Source organism: Bradyrhizobium sp. Ai1a-2 (genome assembly GCF_000426245.1).
Taxonomy (GTDB): Bacteria; Pseudomonadota; Alphaproteobacteria; order Rhizobiales; family Xanthobacteraceae; genus Bradyrhizobium.
Map to the genome: position 1 here is coordinate 1 of NZ_AUEZ01000116.1, position 16,112 is coordinate 16,112.

Here is a 16,112-nt window from a genome sequence, read left to right on the forward strand (position 1 = left end):
ACTACATCGCGCCAGGAAAGCCGATGCAGAACGGCTTCATCGAAAGCTTCATGTATAGACGGCCCCGCGGATGCAAGGGATTTTTAGCAGCACTTTGGATAACGGTCGGGTGCGTTCATGTATACGGCCTGTTGGTGCGACCGATACGATGGCCGCTGGCCCTGATGGAGATCGCGGATCGAGGATCGAGGCCTCATCAACGGGTCGCGCTTGTTGCGCTTAAAGCTCTTCGGGCTTGCTCGATCCCCAGCTCCGCCGGTTTCCATCATGCTGTCATTTGCCCTCACACCTTAAGGTGGCCAGGATACGCGGCAGCTCAGGCCGCGAGCTTAGGCCGATAGAATTCCCCGGTCGTCATCATCGCCCAGACGATCCGGGCCAACTTGTTGGCAACAGCGATGGCAACGACCATGGGCCGACGCCGCTCCAGCAGAGCTTCGATCCAGCCGCCTCCGACCCGAGAGCGTGCCTTTGGGTACCGAACGATGTTGCGTGCTCCGATGACAAGCAGGTGCCTGAGATAGGAATCGCCCTGTTTCGTTATCCGGCCGAGCCGCTCCTTCGCGCCAGTGGAATTCTGCTTAGGCGTCAGGTCAAGCCAGGCTGCGAACTCTCGCCCGTAGCGAAACATGGTCGGATCCGGCACCGTCGCGGCGAGGGCCGTGGCCGTTATGGGACCAACGCCAGGAATCGAGGAAAGCAACTTCGCCATCGGATTTACTCTCTGGATGTGAGCCAGTTCACGCTCGATGGCATCGACCTGCCGGTCCAATTCCTTCAGTTGGTTCACAAGAACAGCCAGTGCCATATGAGCATTGGCAGGTATCGCCAGCCCCTCGTCAACCAACAGGTCCACCAGACCATCCACCCTTTGCCGGCCCTGCCCGACAATGATTCCGAACTCAGCAAAGTGAGCTCGAATGGCGCAAGCCGTCATGGTTCTTTGGCGAACCAGCAGGCCTCTTGCGCGATGAAGCATCAAGAAGCCTTGGTTCTCGACGCTCTTGATTGGAACGAACCGCATATTGGGACGGGTGACCGCTTCGCAGATCGCGGCCGCGTCAGCGGCGTCGTTCTTGGCTCCTCGCCGCAGGTAAGGTTTTACATAGGCCGGCGGGATCAATCTCACATCGTGTCCAAGCCGCCGAATCTCGCGTGCCCAGTGGTGAGCGGTGGCGCAGGCCTCGATGCCGACCAGGCAAGGCGCGAGCGAGGAGAAGAAGAACGATATGATCTCGCCTCGCCGGAGGCGTTGGCGATTGGTCACTTGGCCTTTGCTATCAACTCCATGGATGTGAAATACGTGCTTCGAAATATCCACCCCAATTGTCGCGACTTCCATACCGAGAGCCTCCTGTTAGCGGTTCCGTATATTGCCAGTATAACGCCGGCGCCGAGAGAGCGGGGCCGTCTTCCCCATCAATGGTCGGATGCGCGATGAGCTGCTCAACGAGACCCTCTTCTTCGATCTCGACGACGCCCGCTCCAAGCTCGCCACCTGGGTCGCCGACTACAATATCCAGCGGCCTCACTCGTCGCTGAAATACCTCACCCCCGCGGCCTATGCCGCCCACCTCACCGCAACGGACGACCGGCTACGCAACCCCGACCAGCTCCGCCGATCGTCCGTTGCTCCACCCGCGCCACGTGGCGTACAAAACCCCGAGACTCTAACCGCCGCTGGATGAAAGTTCGGTTGCAGGTCAGTCAAAAAGAGGAAAATGCCACATAAGAAAACAAAAAACGGCCACGCCGGCCGGGCATGATCATCTCGTGCAGAGCGCTTGGGTCGCGTTGGCGAAGGCGGGATTTACGTACAGTGCGGTGGTGTTCGGGCCACCGCACGGGTGCCTTCGCCGGCTCCATCCGCGCCAACGCTTCGCGCTGCTGGTGTGGCTTGAAGACGCCATTCGAGTCCGTCACGAGCGAGCTGCGCTGCGCCATCAAACGGCGGGCCAACCTGCTCGCGCGATACGAGAGCCTTCCCAACGAGGCGAGGAAAAGCGATGGACGATAGCGATAAGATTTTGGCATTCCGCCGGCAGAGCCGCTGCGCGCGGAAATTGGCGACTTTTGAAGTTCAGAACCCCCGGGCCCTAGAAGGATATCCACCGGCACCTTTTCCATGGCATTGGCAAAACAGATGCAGCAGATCCAGGCGCGCTTCTGGTTCCACCCGCCGCGCGGCAATTACGGGCACCTCGGCCATGTCGAGCATCTTGCCAGCCGCTAGGCGACCATGACCAGCAAGTACCATCCCACCATCCGCCGCCAGGATTGGCATGGTCCACCCCCACTCGCGGATCGACGCCCCGATTTGTCCGATCTGCTCGGCGGCCGTCGCGAATTGCGCTCATACGGACGCAATCGATCGATCGGCCACATCTCGACCGCTTGATGCCCTGCGAAATCTTTGGTCGCCGCCGAAAATTTGCTAGCGCCGGGGCGTTCAAGGCCGCTTCGTTGAGGTTTTCGGCGGTCAAGCAAAGCCGAAAACGGAAAGCGCCAGATATGCGAAAGCTCCGCGCTCCCGGTGCGCGGGTCCATTTCAGGAATCGGTGCCCGTGTTTTGGAATGCCACCCCGATGAAGTCGCCTTGTCGCCAGATGAGGCGACACGGGTACGTGGTGCGAAACTCCTCGAAGGAAAGCGAAAACTCGATCGGCAAAATCGTGAGTCCATTAAGCTGAATGCCAGCGCCCCTATCAGAGAGATCACGTACCAGGCAGGGCTCGGAGGTGATGTGTCCCGGAATTGAGAGAAAAACATCTCGCCGCACCGACTGCCTTTCAATCGATCGCCGGGAACAAATCCTTCCTTCCCATTGAACAACCTTTTCTTGCAACTTCTTTAGCTCTCGGTACTGTCGTTTGAGACTCACGCTCTCCTCCGCTTTCTTCTCGTTGCGTTCCCACAGGTTCCATAGTGCAAAGCAACCGCCGCCATAGTTATGTTAAAGCTATCATCAGTTTAAGGGAATTCCGGAAAACTACCGTTCGTGGTTCAATCCCAATTAGGACGGATTCCTACTTAGGACAGCACCGAGCCCGGCGAAGTCGTCTAGGCCGCCAGAACCGGCGCAGCATCGGCGCTCGGCCCAGCAAACTGATACGGCTGCTATCTCAGGTCCGTTGCGGTGCCAACCGAACGAACACGGCAATTCCGATGGCCGCCATGGGGCGCAAAGCTTCCGCATCGCCGCGCCATTGTCCTTGCGGAAGTCGGCGATCGTCTTGCGATCGGGAGCCAGATAGCCGAGCGCCTGATGAAGGCGGCGATGGTTGTAGAACGCTATCCACGCCGCGATGCCGGCACGAGCCTCTCCGCTGTCGGCGTAGCCCTTAAGATAGATGTCCTCGTGCTTGAGCGGGCGCCACAGTCGCTCGATGAAGGCGTTGTCCATCCAGCGCCCGCGCCCGCATGGAAATGGCGATGCCAGCCGCAGCGAGCACACCCGTGAAGGCGGCCGAGGTGAACTGCGAGCCCTGATCGGTGTTGAAGATTTCTGGAGGGCCGTACTGCGCCAGCGCCTCTTCCAGCGCAGCCACGCAAACGAAACATCCATCGTATTCGACAGCCGCCACGACAACGCCCCACGGCTTGCCCAGTCGATGATCGCCACCAGATAGAGGAAGCCGCGGCCGATCGGAATGTAGGTGATGTCCGCCGCCCAGACCTGGTTCACCCGCTCGATGGCCAGTCCCTGCAACAGATAGGGACAGATCTTGTGGCCGGGTGCGGGCTTGCTCGTGTTCGGCTTCGGCCCGAGCGCCGCGATCCCGACCTGCCGCATCAGCCGCTGCACGCGCTTGCGGTTGACCGGACAACCTTCGGCACGCAGCATCGCCGTCAGGCGGCGCGAGCCCAGAAACGGCCACGCCGTGAACAGTTCGTCGATCCGGCGCAGCAATGGTGCGTCGTTGTCGTTGGCTGGTTTGCGGGGACGATACACGCCAGACCGCGCCACCCCGACCAACACACATTGTCGGCGGATCGACAGCTCTTTGTCGCCGCGATCGAGCATCGCTCTGCCGTCCGAAACGCTCATCTTCCGGACCTCTTGGCTAAACACTCCCGCTCGATCCTCAGTTGCCCGATCTTGGCGTGAAGCTTCTCGATCTCCCGTTCACGCTGGGCTTCCCCGTCCAGCCCGGCCCCGGCGTCGAACGCCCGCTCTGCCTGCTCCAGAAGCTACTTCTTCCAGGCATAGATCTGGTTCGGATGCACCTCGTAGCGCTGCGCCAGCTCGGTCACCGTCGCCTGCTCCCGCACCGCTTCTAGCGCAATCTTCGCCTTCAGCGCCGCATCGATTTTCCGTCTCGTCTTCTTCGTCATCATGCCCTCCGTTTATCAAACGGAGCGGCCCATTTCCAACTTAGCCCCTGGTGCGTACATCGGGGTCCATTTCAGACGTCATTATGCACCATATAGATAATGCTTTGGCCACGGACACGGATTTCCTCCTCGTTCTCGTAAGCATCTGTAATCCAATTCAGAGCCTGCTGGGGTGGGCGTAAACGTTGTCGCCGCGGCTGGCAAACACGATGATCGGTGCCCTGATCTGCTTGAGATCCACGTGCTGACGATCTGATGCTAGATAAGCTTTGTTTTTGGCAAGCCGGTTGCCGATAAACAGGTTTTCTAGAATCCAGCAGATCTCGTTCTCGTGCAGCGGGCAGAAGCTGGCCCACCATCTCTCTGTTGCAAGGAAGCTTTCGCGCGCTGTGTCCACATCGCGAAAAAAGCCCCGCGTACTTTAGGAAGAGCCAATCGTGCGCGAGGTGCTCACGGTTTTTTCTTTTCGCCAGCCTGACGCCGTAGACTGTCGCCTTTGAGCTCGATGCGGTGGGCATTGTGAATGATGCGGTCCAATATCGCATCGCCGAGGGTGGGATCACCGAACACGACAGAGTACCCCTATTCTTGAACGGGTCGTGTCTCACGTCACGATCACTGACCCGCATCATTTTCTTTTTGGGCACCGGCTTGAGGTGCTGAAGGAGCGGTCGGGACGCGGTCCCGCCTACGTCGTTGTCGCGCTGCCGGACGGACGGCAGCGGGCGGTTCGGATCGCGTCGACGGACCTTGCCGAGACGTCGATCGCTTTCCGCCCGAACGCGGCCGATCTGCCGCGCATCAGTGTACGGACGCTGATCCCATTGATGCAACATTTGAGCGCGAGTCTGAGCCTTCTCGACGAGAAGGTGATTCGCGATGACCCACCGACCGCTCCCAGGTCGCGTTGCGTATCGACCCCTGCCAACGTTGGCAAATCCACCCGGCCGTCCAACGGCCGACATTCCGCGCCTCTGGCCGAATCTGTCGACCGCGACGCAAACCCAGATTGCTCAAACGATCGCCGCGCTGATGCGGCGAATGCAAGCGATCCCCGGCGCGCCCGGAAGGGGACTGGGTCGTGCTGACCGGCTCGACCGTCGCTGACGAGCGGCTCACGACCGCACACCGAGCCAAGTTGGCCTATGTCTACGTGCGGCAGTCATCCGTGAACCAGGTGCGCCAGCATCAGGAGAGCACCGAGCTGCAGTACCGCCTTGTCGATCGCGCCATCGGTCTGGGCTGGCCGCCCGAGCGCGTCCAGGTGATTGACGAGGATCTGGGCAAATCCGGTGCTGGCGGTGTGGATCGTCATGGTTTCCGGAAGCTCATTGCCGAGATCGGCCTTGGCAACGCCGGTCTTGTGGTGAGCCTCGACGCTTCGCGCTTGGCCCGCAATAACCGGGACTGGCATCAGCTTCTCGAACTGTGCTCGGTATTTGGCGTGCTGATTGCGGATGGCGAGTGGCTTTACGATCCGCGCGCCTATCACGACCGCGAAGAACGCCCGCATGGGGCGATCGGCAACAGACCGCCGATTTTGCTGCAAAACCGCGTGGCGCCGCCAGCCCGCCAACGTGTTTAGAGTCGTAAAACTCTAGTTTCGAGTGGTCCAAAGTTCGGTCTCACTGCAGGTGCGAAAACCCCCAGCCAGAAATGGTCCAGTTTGCCAGCCTCAGGTCAACCAACGTACGATTGGGCTGTTGAACCTAATCGCCCGCCAGTGATCCGGTCCAGGATCGCCCTGAGCATGAGCACAAACGGCTTGAAGCGCACGTAGCGTCAGGTTGTACGATTATAGGTGTTTGCTAACGGCCTCAGAGCCGATCATCGAGGAGTAAAAATGCCGATTCTCAAATGGAGATCCACTTAGCCTTACTAGCGCGGCGGCGCGAGCGATTGAGTTCGGTGAGCTGGATGCCTGATCGCGGGCTCACAGGCCGCCAGCGTCTGTAGGACCGAAGAAACGGCTGGTTCATGTCACGATGCAAGCAGCGAGAATGAGTGATTGAGCGATAGTCTCTATCTTAAAGAGAAAGCCATCGAAGCGGTACTTCTTTACCGAGAGGCTCTTGCCGCTGCCGAGAACTCTGAAACGGTGCAAGCGCTCGCACATCGAGCGCTCATGAACATGCTGCCCGAGCTCGAGCGCGCCGTTCTCGAGGATCGACCTTCGTCGATACGGAGCAAGCTGTTTGATGCCGGTGCGAAAGCGGTCGTGCGATTGAATGAGGCGCGGCAGGTCTTCGATGAGGCGACCGCACGGTTAGAGGGAGCTCGCCAGGCTTTGGCGGCTCTTGAGGTGCAACTCGGATACATTCCACATGTTGCGCCTGGAAATCGAATTTAGATGACGGCTAAGCGAGCACTGTCGTGAACCGACGAAGAGGATGGTGCGCGTTGCGAGCGGGCATCTCCGGTGAGACCGATCAACGTGCAGCCTTGTTCTTCGATCTGCCGTGGAGTCCGGTAACTGTGCATGTTTCGCGGGATCGGGAGCAACGTTTCAGCGGCTCCGCCCGGTTCGGCCGACAACTCAACCGGCTTAGGACCAGCCTCGTCAATGGACGAGGAAGGCCGATGCCCACCCAGAGATTGTCGATGCGCCGGATCAAAGAGGTTCTCCGCTTAAAACATATTAAGGCTTGCCGTAGCGAGCCATCGCGCGCACCCTGGGCATCAGCAACGGTGCCGTGCACAACTATATCGCCTCGAGCTGAGGCTGCAGGGCTGAACTGGCCGGTGCCGGCCGGGATGAGCGACGAGGACCTGGAGCTGCTGCTTTTCCCTGCGCCGAAGTTAGCGTCGCAGAGTCCCCAGCGACCCGTTCCGGACTGGGGCTATGTCGACAAGGAGCGGCGCCGGCGCAACGTGACCCGCCGGCTGCTGAGGGACGAGTATCGCCGCCACCTATCCGATGGATTCGGCTACACATGGTTCTGCACGAGCTACGAGGCCTGGAAGGGGCGTACCCGGCCGTCGATGCGGCAGACCCATCTGGGCGGCGAGAAGGTTTTTGTGGATTTCGCCGGCGACACATCGACGTCATCGACCCCTCGAGTGGGGAATGCAGTCGATGAAGCTGTTCGTCGCCGCGACGGGTGCGTCCAACTATACCTACGCCGAGGCCTGCCCAAGCGAGGGGCTCGCCGACTGGATGCGGGCCCACGTCAACGCCTTCCTCGGCGACGCGCCGACATTCGTGGTCTGCGACAATCTCGAGGCCGCGGTCACCAGTCCGACCGCCACGATCCCGGCCTCAACCGAACCTATGCCGAGATGGCGAGCCATTACGGCACGGCCGTTCTCGCAGCCCGGCGGCGGCGCCCAAAAGAAGGCAAAGGTCGAAATTGCAGTGCAAGTCGCCAGCGATGGATCCTGGCGCGGCTACGCAACCAGCGCTTCTTTTCGTTGGCGGAGCTGAACGCAGCCATCAAAATACTCGCCGTCGAACTCAATGCAAGACAGATGCGCGACTTTGGCGCCAGCCGCGCCGAACTGTTCGCCGAGCTCGACAAGCCCAAGCTCACAAAGCTGCCGGACCAGGCCTATGCTTTCGCGCGCTGGAAGCGATGCCGGGTCGGCCCCGACTATCATATCGAGATCGACAGACACTGGTATTCTGCGCCGTATCGGCTCATCCGTGAGCTCGTTGACGCGCGCATCGACGACTGTTCGCCGTCAGCGCCTGCGAGACAAATTGAGGGATTTTGCGGAGGGAGGATTTCTGGTTCATCGTAGCCACCAGGAGCGAAGATGAAACAGAAATGCGGACCGGGCAAAGCGCCGGCAGAACAAGTGCTAAAGGACATTCGGCGGCAGACTCGTCGGCACCACGCGGCAGAAGAGAAGATCCGCATCGTGCTGGAAGGCCTGCGGGGCGAGGAGAACATCTCCGAGCTCTGTCGCCGAGAAGGCATCGCCGCCTCGATGTATTATGGCTTGTCCAAGGAGTCCTCGAGGCCCGCAAGCGCCGCCTGGCGGGCGACACGGCGCGCGCGGCGACGTCTGGCGAGGTGAAGGAGCTCCGCCGGAGAGACTGCGGCCTTGAGGGAGGCCCGTGGCCGATCTGACCCCGCCGCGTGCCTCTAAGTCGTCGGCCGTGAACAAGGCTCTAAGCGATTGAGCGGGAGTCTGTTTTCGGGTTTTGGAGGCGTTTGAGATTGCAGGGATTTGGGGCTTGAGGCTTCCAAACCCTGCAGATTGGTTTTTGGATTTCCTTTTGCTGCGGGCCATGATTCTGTGGTGCATCGGAGAAGACGATGCGGCCGGAGAAGCACAAGACCACGGGATCGAATGACCTGTTCCGGGCGCGGCTGGACCAGATCATCAACATGAAGCACGAGCTGGTTCTGCTCGCCGGCAAGGTCGATTGGGACTGGATCGACGGCGAGATCGCTCCGCTCTACAGCGAGAACGGCCGGCCCGGGATCGAGACCCGCTTCATGATCGGGCTTTTGCTGCTCAAGCACATTTACGGGCTGTCCGACGAGGGGGCGTGCGAGCGCTGGGTCCACGATCCGTATTTCCAGTTCTTCACCGGCGAAGAGTTCTTCCAGCACACCTTCCCGCACGAGCGCTCGGACCTGAGCCATTGGCGCAAGCGGCTCGGCGACAAGCTGGAGCTGCTGCTGGCCGAGAGCCTGCGGGTGGCGCACGCGGCCGGCGCGTTACGCGGCCAGGACCTCAAGCGCGTCACGGTCGACACCACGGTGCAACCGAAGGCCATCACCTTTCCGACTGATGCCAAGCTCTTGCATGCGGCCATCAGGGGTCTCAACCGCCTGGCGAGACAGCACGGCGTCAGGCTGCGGCAATCCTATTCTCGCGTGGCCAAGGCAGCCGCGATGATGGCGGGTCGCTACGCTCATGCCAAACAATTCGGGCGGCATCAGCGGCAGTTGCGTATCCTGCGCAGCCGGCTGGGCCGGATCATCCGCGACATCCGCCGCAAGATCGAGGACGAGCCAGCACTGGAGGAGGCGTTCGTACTCCCGCTTGGCCGAGCCAGCCAGATCCGCTCGCAACAGCAGCGCCAGCGTGGCTGGAAGCTTTATTCTTTTCATGCCCCGGAGGTGGAGTGCATCGGCAAGGGCAAGGCCACTGCACCTTACGAGTTCGGCGTGAAGGCCTCGATCGTCACCAACAACCGCCAGGCCCCTGGCGGCCTGTTCGTGCTGCACGCCAGCGCGATGCCCGACAACCCGTACGACGGTCATACCTTGCGCGGTGTCATCGACCGCACCGAGACACTCACTGGCTGTCCGATCGAGCGGGCCTATGTCGACAAGGGGTACCGCGGCCGTGACGCTCAAAATCCACGTTGCGTCTTCATCTCCGGCCAGAAACGCGGCGTCTTCGGCGTCATCAAGCGCGAGCTGCGCCGCCGCTCCGCCATCGAGCCCATCATCGGACACATGAAAGCAGAAGGTCATCTCGGCCGCTGTTACCTCAAAGGCCGTGCCGGCGATGCCGCCAACGTCATCCTCTCAGCCGTTGGCCACAACTTGCGCCACATCCTCGCCTGGCTCAGGGAGTTCTTGCGCCTGTTCCTATGGCGAACGCTCGCCTGTCCCGCAAAGCTCAATCCGGCTTCTTAACGAACGACTAAGTCGGAAGCGGTAAACGTCAAGACGAAGCAAGCCACGCCGCGTGCCGGTTGTCAGCTGCGAGCGATCAAGACCTAGGCTGCAATCTGCACCGGGAGTGCGGAATAGCCGTGCACGAAGTTTGAAGCAATTCGCTCAGGTTCGCCGACAACCTTGATCTCCAGACGCGCATTCAAAATCTCTTCCCAGAGGACTTTCAACTGCAGTTGCGCAAGATGTCGGCCAACGCACCGATGGATGCCGAATCCAAACGAGAGATGCTGCCGTACGTTCTTACGGTCGATGAGGAAGCTGTCGGCGTTATCGATCACCTCTTCGTCCCGGTTGCCAGAGATGTACCACATGACGACCTTGTCGCCTTTCCTAATTTGTTTCCCACCCACCACGCAATCTGCCGCAGCGTTGCGGCGCATGTGTACGATCGGCGTCTGGTATCGAATAATCTCGGACACGGCGCTCGACATCAGCCCCGGATTGTCGTGTAGTTTTCGCAGCTCACAGGGGTTCTGATTCATGAACAGAACGCCGCCGGTAATCGAGTTGCGGGTCGTGTCATTGCCTCCCACGATCAGCAGAATCAGATTCCCGAGAAACTCATCCGGCTTCATATGGCGCGTGGCGGGCGAGTGCGCCATCAAGGAAATCAGGTCGAGGCGCGGCTCGAGATTAATGCGCTCGTTCCAAAGTCGGGCGAAATACTCCCGGCAGTCCGACAAGATTGCGCGGCACTTATCCCAGCTGTCGATCGCATGCCCTGCTCTCGGAGGTGTGACAGCTACGTCCGACCAATAGGTCAAAAGCCGCCGGTCGTCAAAAGGAAAGTCAAAGAGTGTGGCGAGCATCTGTGTCGTCAACTCGATGGAAACCATATCCACCCAATTGAAGGGATCATTGCGCGGCAAGCCCTGCAAAATTGCCCGGGCCCGAGAGCGGATCAGGCTTTCGAGCCTCGTCAGGTTTTCCGGTGCAACGATCGGACTTACGGTATTGCGCTGATCAGCATGTTTGGGGGGCCCCATCTTGATGAAACTCGGAGTCCAGTGCTCGTCAGGCACGTCGACGATCGTGACACCTTGCTCCGACGAGAATGTCTTGTGGTTTGTATCTACTGCTACAATATCGTGGTATTTCGTGACGGCCCAATACGGTCCATAGCGGCTATCTTGGCAGTAGTGAACCGGATCTTCCCTTCGCAAGCGCTCCAAGCACGCCCATATGGTATCATCTTGAAAGCGCTTGGCTTCGCTTACATCCAGATTGCCCAGCGGAATACTCGAGGCATCATCGACTCTAACGTGTGCCAATGGCGCTTTCAGATCGTCTCCGCAGATTTTGTTCACTCGAGAGCTTACGGGTCCACAGCTCGTGTCCATGGTTTCGGGTACCCTTACGGTTTGGCGGCGAACAGGTCGTCGCTTCACAGAGTATCCTAATGCGCAGCAGTTTCCAACTAACAAACCGGTTCAAGCGGTCCCGCTCCGCGGGTCCATTTCAACTGCCTAAAGTGTCAAAGTTCTGCTGCCTCCCGCGGCTTGACCCGCGCTTGCCAGGGATACTTACTTAGAGCGGGCAAAGTGAACGTGATCCTACCATTGGTACGAAGCCCGCTGAGCCGGGTTGATTATCGGCGCGCGGCAGCTTTCAGACAAAGGCCGACAACTTCACCTACACACCTGCTATAAGTGCTTGCAGCCTCCCATTTTTGGTTCGGCGCGGCAATTGCTTGGTTCGGGGCACCATCGCCGTTCACCACCCACATCCCAGTCGAGAGAGTAACATGCCATGCCGCAGAGACAGTTCGTCCGCCAGCGTATCCTGTCGGCTGGCCTTGCCGCGCTTCTTGCTATCGCGCCGACGATTGCAACGGCATGCACGCGTCTCGTCTATCTTGGTGCGAACAAGCGCGTGATCATGGCCAGATCGATGGACCGGAAGAGCGATCTGGAGACCAACTTGTGGATCTTCCCACGAGGGATGGCACGCAGCGGCGAGGTCGGGCCTAACTCGCTGAGGTGGACCTCGAAATACGGCAGGCGTAATCCCCTCAGCCTACGACATCTCCACCACTGGCGGGCTGAACGAGGCTGGCCTCGTTGCCAACGTGCTGCGGCTCGCGGAGTCGGAATATCCGAAGTACGACCCGAGCAGGCGGGGGCTCACGGCCTGGGCGCAATATGTGCTCGACAACTTCGCGACTGTTCAGGAGGCGGTGGCCGACTTTGAGAGAGAGCCGTCCATCATCGTCACCGACAACGTGCCGGACGAGAAGCGGCTTGCGAGCCTGCAACTTTCCATATCGGATGCGAGCGGCGACAGCGCCATCGTCGAATACATCAGAGGCAAGCAGGTCATCCATCACAACCGCAAGTACCAGGTGATGACCAACTCGCCGATCTTCGACAAGCAACTCGCGCTCAACGCCTATTGGGAACAGATCGGAGGCACTGTGTTCTTGCCCGGCACGAATCGTTCCTCCGATCGCTTCGCCCGCGCAGGCTTTTATGTCAATGCGATTCCCGAAGGACGAGAATCGCAACCACACGTTGGCGAGCGTCTTCAGCGTGATCCGCAATGTCTCGGTTACACGATTCCACGGACACATCTAAAAACAAGGCTGCACATTGATCGGTCTCACCGGATATGCCCGCTCGCGACGCGAGCCATACAGGTCCTCTCCGTCGGTTCACGAGAGTGCTCGCTCAGCCGTCATTTAAGTTCGATTTCCTGGCGCACATCTGGAATGTATCCGAGCTGCACCTCGAGAGCCGCCAGGGCCTGGCGAGCTCCCTCTAACCTTGCGGTCGCCTCATTCAAGACCTGCCGCGCCTCATTCAATCGAGCGACCGCTTTCGCACCGGCATCAAATAGCTTGCTCCGCATTGATGGAGGTCGATCCTCGAGAACTGCGCGCTCGAGCTCGGGCAGCATGTTCATGAGCACTCGATGTGCGAGCGCTTGCGCGGTTTCAGAGTTCTCGGCAGCGGCAAGAGCCTCTCGGTAAAAACGTACCGCCTCGATTGCTTTCTCTTCAAGATGGAGATCGTCGCTCAATGACTCATTCTCGCTACTTGCATCGTGAAAATAACGAGCCGTTTCGTCGGTCCTACAGACGCTGGCGGCCTGTGAGCTCGCGATCAACAGGCCATCCAGCTCACCGAGCTCAACCGCGCTAGTAAGGCTAACGCGCTAAGTCGCGGCCCCACAAAGGGCTACGTATCAGTGCTGCCAAACCGCTTCGATCCGTCAGGTTCATCGCGATGCTTGATCGACCTGCAACATCAACGAAGCCGGCCACCTCGCCCAGCTGCCTCACCCCGCGTTTCAAACAGATTACGCGGATCTCCATTTGAGAATTGACGCATTTGTACTCCTCGATGAACGGCTCTGAGGCCGTTCGCAAATTCCTGTGATAGTGCAACCTGACGCTACGTGCGCTTCAAGCCGTTTGTGCTTATGCTCAGGGCGATCCTGGACCGGATCACTGGCGTACCGATTAGGCTCAACAGAGCCCAATCGTGCGCTGGTTGATCTGAGGCCGGCAAACTGGACCATTTCTGGCTAGGGGTTTTCGCACCGATTCCCGGCTGTGGAGGCGTTCCGCGGCGAGTGGCAGGTCTCGATCCGCCGGACCTGCGCGTCGCTCGAGTTTGACAGATCGACCTCCCATTACAAATCGCGTCGCTCCGACCAGGCTGCCCTCGACATCGGATCAAGGAGATCTGTCATGCACGCGTTCGCTACGGCCACGCAGCCTCACACATCCAGCATATGCAGAACTTGATGCACCACGTCGTCACCGACATCACCGGCGCGACCGGCCTGCGTATCATACGGGCGATCCTTGCCGGCGAGCGCGATCCTGAGGCGCTGGCGTGCTTGCGCCATTACAGTTGCCACTCCAGCGCCGAGACGATCGCGAAGGCGCTCACCGGAAGCGGCGTGGCCGAGTGCCCATTATGCGGGGCGAGATCAAGCCGAGTCCATAGCCGATACGACAGACAGGCTGCGGATTTGCCCTGTGCAGGCAAGGAAATACGCCTCCGCGTGATCACGCGGAGGTTCGTTTGCGAGGTGCCTCATTGTCGGCGGCGAATTTTCGCTGAACGGTTCGGGGACGATGTTCTCCCGTCTCGGTCGCGCCGGACGGCACGGCTGGATTGCATCGTCCACCATCTGGGGCTGGTACTGGGCGGCAGACCAGCGGCGAGCTTCGCCAAACGACTGATGCTGCCGGTCAGCAACGATACGTTGCTTCGGGTTGTACGACGGCGGACGGCATTTCGAACTGATCCTCTGACCGTTGTCGGCATTGACGATTGGGCTTTTCGACGCAATCGCCGCTACGGAACGATTGTCTGCGATCTCGAGCGACGACGGATTGTGACATTGTTGCCAGATCGTGAGGTCGCGACAGTTCGAGCCTGGCTCGCCGATCATCCTGGGATCAAGATCGTGTCACGCGATCGCGGTGGCGGTTATGGTGAGGCGGTTGCCAAGGAGCTGCCGGACGCCATTCAGGTCGCCGATCGTTGGCACCTGATGGAGAACGCCAGCGCGGCCTTCCTCGACGCGGTGCGCAAGTCCATGCGCGCAATCCGCAGCGCGACCGGTATGCCGACAATCACCGCCGACCTGCTCACCTCGGCAGAAAAGCTGCGGTACGAGAACTATCTGCGGCGGGAGGATACAAATGCGGCAATCGCGAAGCTCGCCCGCGACGGCTTGTCGATCAAGCAGATTGTCCGCCGCCTGGGGCATAGTCGCAATCTCGTTCGACAGACGTTGCGTGGCGGGCGAGCCGACGTGTTCCGAACGCGGCAACGCTCGCTCGACGCTCTGTTCCTTGAGGGCCAGTGGAGCGGCGGCTGTCGCAATGGCGCTGAACTCTGGCGCCGCTTGCAGGCGCAAGGGTTCCGGGGATCCCTCCGCGCCGTTGGCGAGTGGGCAACACGCCGACGTCGGTCGGAAATGGCCAGCAAACAACAGCTGCAAAGGATTCCCTCGGCCAGAACTATTGCGCATCTCATGACCATCAATCGAAATTGCATGACCAAGGCCGATGCCGTAGTCATCGCCGCCATCGAGGCTGGTGTGCCATCCCTTATTGAGGCCCGCGCGCTCGTCGACCAGTTCCACGACATGATCCGAAAGAAGGATGAGGCCAAGCTCGACGTCTGGATCGCAAACGCAAAGAGAAGCCTCGTCTCATCCTTCGCCACGGGAGTCCTCAAGGACAGAGCTGCAGTGCGCGCTGCGATTATCCAACCTTGGTCAAACGGCCAGGTTGAAGCACAGATTACGAAACTCAAACTCGTCAAACGACAAATGTCTGGCCGCGCGAAAATCGACCTTCTCGAAGCACGATTGCTCGGGACTGCGTGATCCGCGACGCTGTCATCTAATATGCGTCAGACCCTTATTCCACGCCGAAACACAGTCCTTGGCGCCCTGCCGGTAGTACAGACGCGTCGCGGTCTTCTGGCTGCCTTCGATGGTGATATCGATGTCGGTCACTTCCGCGCTCATCTCCAGCCGCACGCCCTGCCTCGTCAACCAGGCAACGATCGGACGAACTATGGCATCGAACTGGTTGAATTGGGTTCGGTAGATCCCCGCCATGGTGTCAATGGTCGAGAACAGGTGCAGGAATCTCAAGCAGTAGCGCTTGAACTCGACCGCGCTGTGCCAAGGCGCGAAAGCGAAGGTTGTACACCAAATGAACCAGAAATTGCTCCGGAAGAAATGAGGGGCAAACCAATCCTGGATGGTTCGAGCGCCGAGGGCCGACTCAGGTGCCATGCAAAGGGCTAGCAGGTCGAGGCGATCTTTCTTGTTGAAACCCAGATCGGACACATCGACGATCTCGCCGCCGCAAACCAGACGCGCTTTGTCGTTCCAGAAAAACTCTTGATGGAAATCCATGAGTTCGGCCTTTGCCGATTTGGCAGGATCGCTGATTGAGGGAATGAAGGAGAGCAGGTCGAAGGTGCAGTTGAACTTTTCTTCGAACATGCGTCCGCCGCGCATGACGTAACCCTTGCTCGCGTCGCCATGTGCGTCGAGGCTGCCTCCGAACCGTTCCATCTCCTCGAACAGGACGATGTTTTCGCCCGATATCCCGCCCTCCTTGATGAGATACGCTGCTGACGCCAAGGCGGCGATGCCGGT

8 protein-coding genes and 9 pseudogenes are annotated in these 16,112 nt (G+C 59.8%); 9 read left to right on the forward strand and 8 right to left on the reverse strand.

Features of this window, described 5'->3' with window-relative positions; genetic code table 11:
• Nucleotides 1-316: 316 nt before the first annotated feature.
• Entirely contained in the window at nucleotides 317-1,342 is a 1,026-nt protein-coding gene (locus K288_RS0139400; protein ID WP_027584385.1) for an IS110 family transposase, read from the reverse strand.
• Between the two features lie 55 nt (nucleotides 1,343-1,397).
• Between K288_RS0139400 and K288_RS0139405 the strand changes: the two are divergent.
• Nucleotides 1,398-1,688: pseudogene (locus K288_RS0139405) on the forward strand (transposase); the annotation flags it as partial.
• 1,565 nt (nucleotides 1,689-3,253) lie between these two features.
• On the opposite strand, the pseudogene K288_RS53040 reads toward K288_RS0139405, so the two are convergent.
• From K288_RS53040 to K288_RS53045, 4 genes and pseudogenes are all read right to left on the reverse strand, one after another.
• Nucleotides 3,254-4,335: pseudogene (locus tag K288_RS53040) on the reverse strand (IS3 family transposase); the annotation flags it as partial.
• Between the two features lie 71 nt (nucleotides 4,336-4,406).
• The gene (locus K288_RS55170) at nucleotides 4,407-4,496 is read right to left on the reverse strand and encodes a DUF3141 domain-containing protein (protein ID WP_244443424.1); all 90 of its coding nucleotides are present in this window, start codon (nucleotides 4,494-4,496) and stop codon (nucleotides 4,407-4,409) included.
• Entirely contained in the window at nucleotides 4,493-4,732 is a 240-nt protein-coding gene (locus K288_RS0139435; RefSeq protein ID WP_027584387.1) for a DUF3141 domain-containing protein, read from the reverse strand. The genes K288_RS55170 and K288_RS0139435 overlap by 4 nt, the downstream gene beginning before the upstream one ends.
• A 53-nt stretch (nucleotides 4,733-4,785) precedes the next feature.
• Nucleotides 4,786-4,905 (reverse strand): annotated as a pseudogene (locus K288_RS53045) (ATP-binding protein); the annotation flags it as partial.
• A gap of 583 nt (nucleotides 4,906-5,488) precedes the next feature.
• Here K288_RS53045 and K288_RS55175 point away from each other — a divergent pair.
• The 5 genes and pseudogenes from K288_RS55175 to K288_RS0139470 form a co-directional block, all read left to right on the forward strand.
• A pseudogene (locus K288_RS55175) lies at nucleotides 5,489-5,770 on the forward strand (recombinase family protein); the annotation flags it as partial.
• Nucleotides 5,771-6,343: 573 nt separating this feature from the next.
• A complete protein-coding gene (locus K288_RS0139450) occupies nucleotides 6,344-6,685 on the forward strand; it encodes a hypothetical protein (protein ID WP_027584390.1) in 342 nt (113 codons plus the stop codon).
• 230 nt (nucleotides 6,686-6,915) lie between these two features.
• Nucleotides 6,916-8,007: pseudogene (istA, locus tag K288_RS48115) on the forward strand (IS21 family transposase); the annotation flags it as partial.
• An 84-nt stretch (nucleotides 8,008-8,091) separates the two neighbouring features.
• A pseudogene (locus K288_RS48120) lies at nucleotides 8,092-8,369 on the forward strand (transposase); the annotation flags it as partial.
• Between the two features lie 228 nt (nucleotides 8,370-8,597).
• Nucleotides 8,598-9,935 carry an IS5 family transposase gene (locus K288_RS0139470; RefSeq protein ID WP_027584393.1) on the forward strand — a complete coding sequence of 446 codons (1,338 nt, stop codon included), beginning with the start codon at nucleotides 8,598-8,600 and terminating at the stop codon, nucleotides 9,933-9,935.
• A gap of 83 nt (nucleotides 9,936-10,018) precedes the next feature.
• On the opposite strand, the gene K288_RS0139475 is transcribed toward K288_RS0139470, so the two are convergent.
• Nucleotides 10,019-11,275, reverse strand: coding sequence for a cytochrome P450 (locus K288_RS0139475; protein ID WP_244443425.1), 1,257 nt, complete (start codon nucleotides 11,273-11,275; stop codon nucleotides 10,019-10,021).
• A gap of 451 nt (nucleotides 11,276-11,726) precedes the next feature.
• Here K288_RS0139475 and K288_RS51410 point away from each other — a divergent pair.
• A pseudogene (locus K288_RS51410) lies at nucleotides 11,727-12,526 on the forward strand (linear amide C-N hydrolase); the annotation flags it as partial.
• A gap of 124 nt (nucleotides 12,527-12,650) precedes the next feature.
• Here the strand turns inward: K288_RS51410 and K288_RS0139485 are convergent.
• Entirely contained in the window at nucleotides 12,651-12,995 is a 345-nt protein-coding gene (locus K288_RS0139485; RefSeq protein WP_027584396.1) for a hypothetical protein, read from the reverse strand.
• A 553-nt stretch (nucleotides 12,996-13,548) separates the two neighbouring features.
• Between K288_RS0139485 and K288_RS55180 the strand changes: the two are divergent.
• Nucleotides 13,549-13,877, forward strand: a pseudogene (locus tag K288_RS55180) (hypothetical protein); the annotation flags it as partial.
• A gap of 15 nt (nucleotides 13,878-13,892) precedes the next feature.
• Nucleotides 13,893-15,326 (forward strand): annotated as a pseudogene (locus tag K288_RS0139490) (ISL3 family transposase); the annotation flags it as partial.
• A 12-nt stretch (nucleotides 15,327-15,338) separates the two neighbouring features.
• Here the strand turns inward: K288_RS0139490 and K288_RS48125 are convergent.
• Nucleotides 15,339-16,112 (reverse strand): oleate hydratase (locus tag K288_RS48125; RefSeq protein WP_244443423.1); only part of this gene is annotated, 774 nt, incomplete at its 5' end.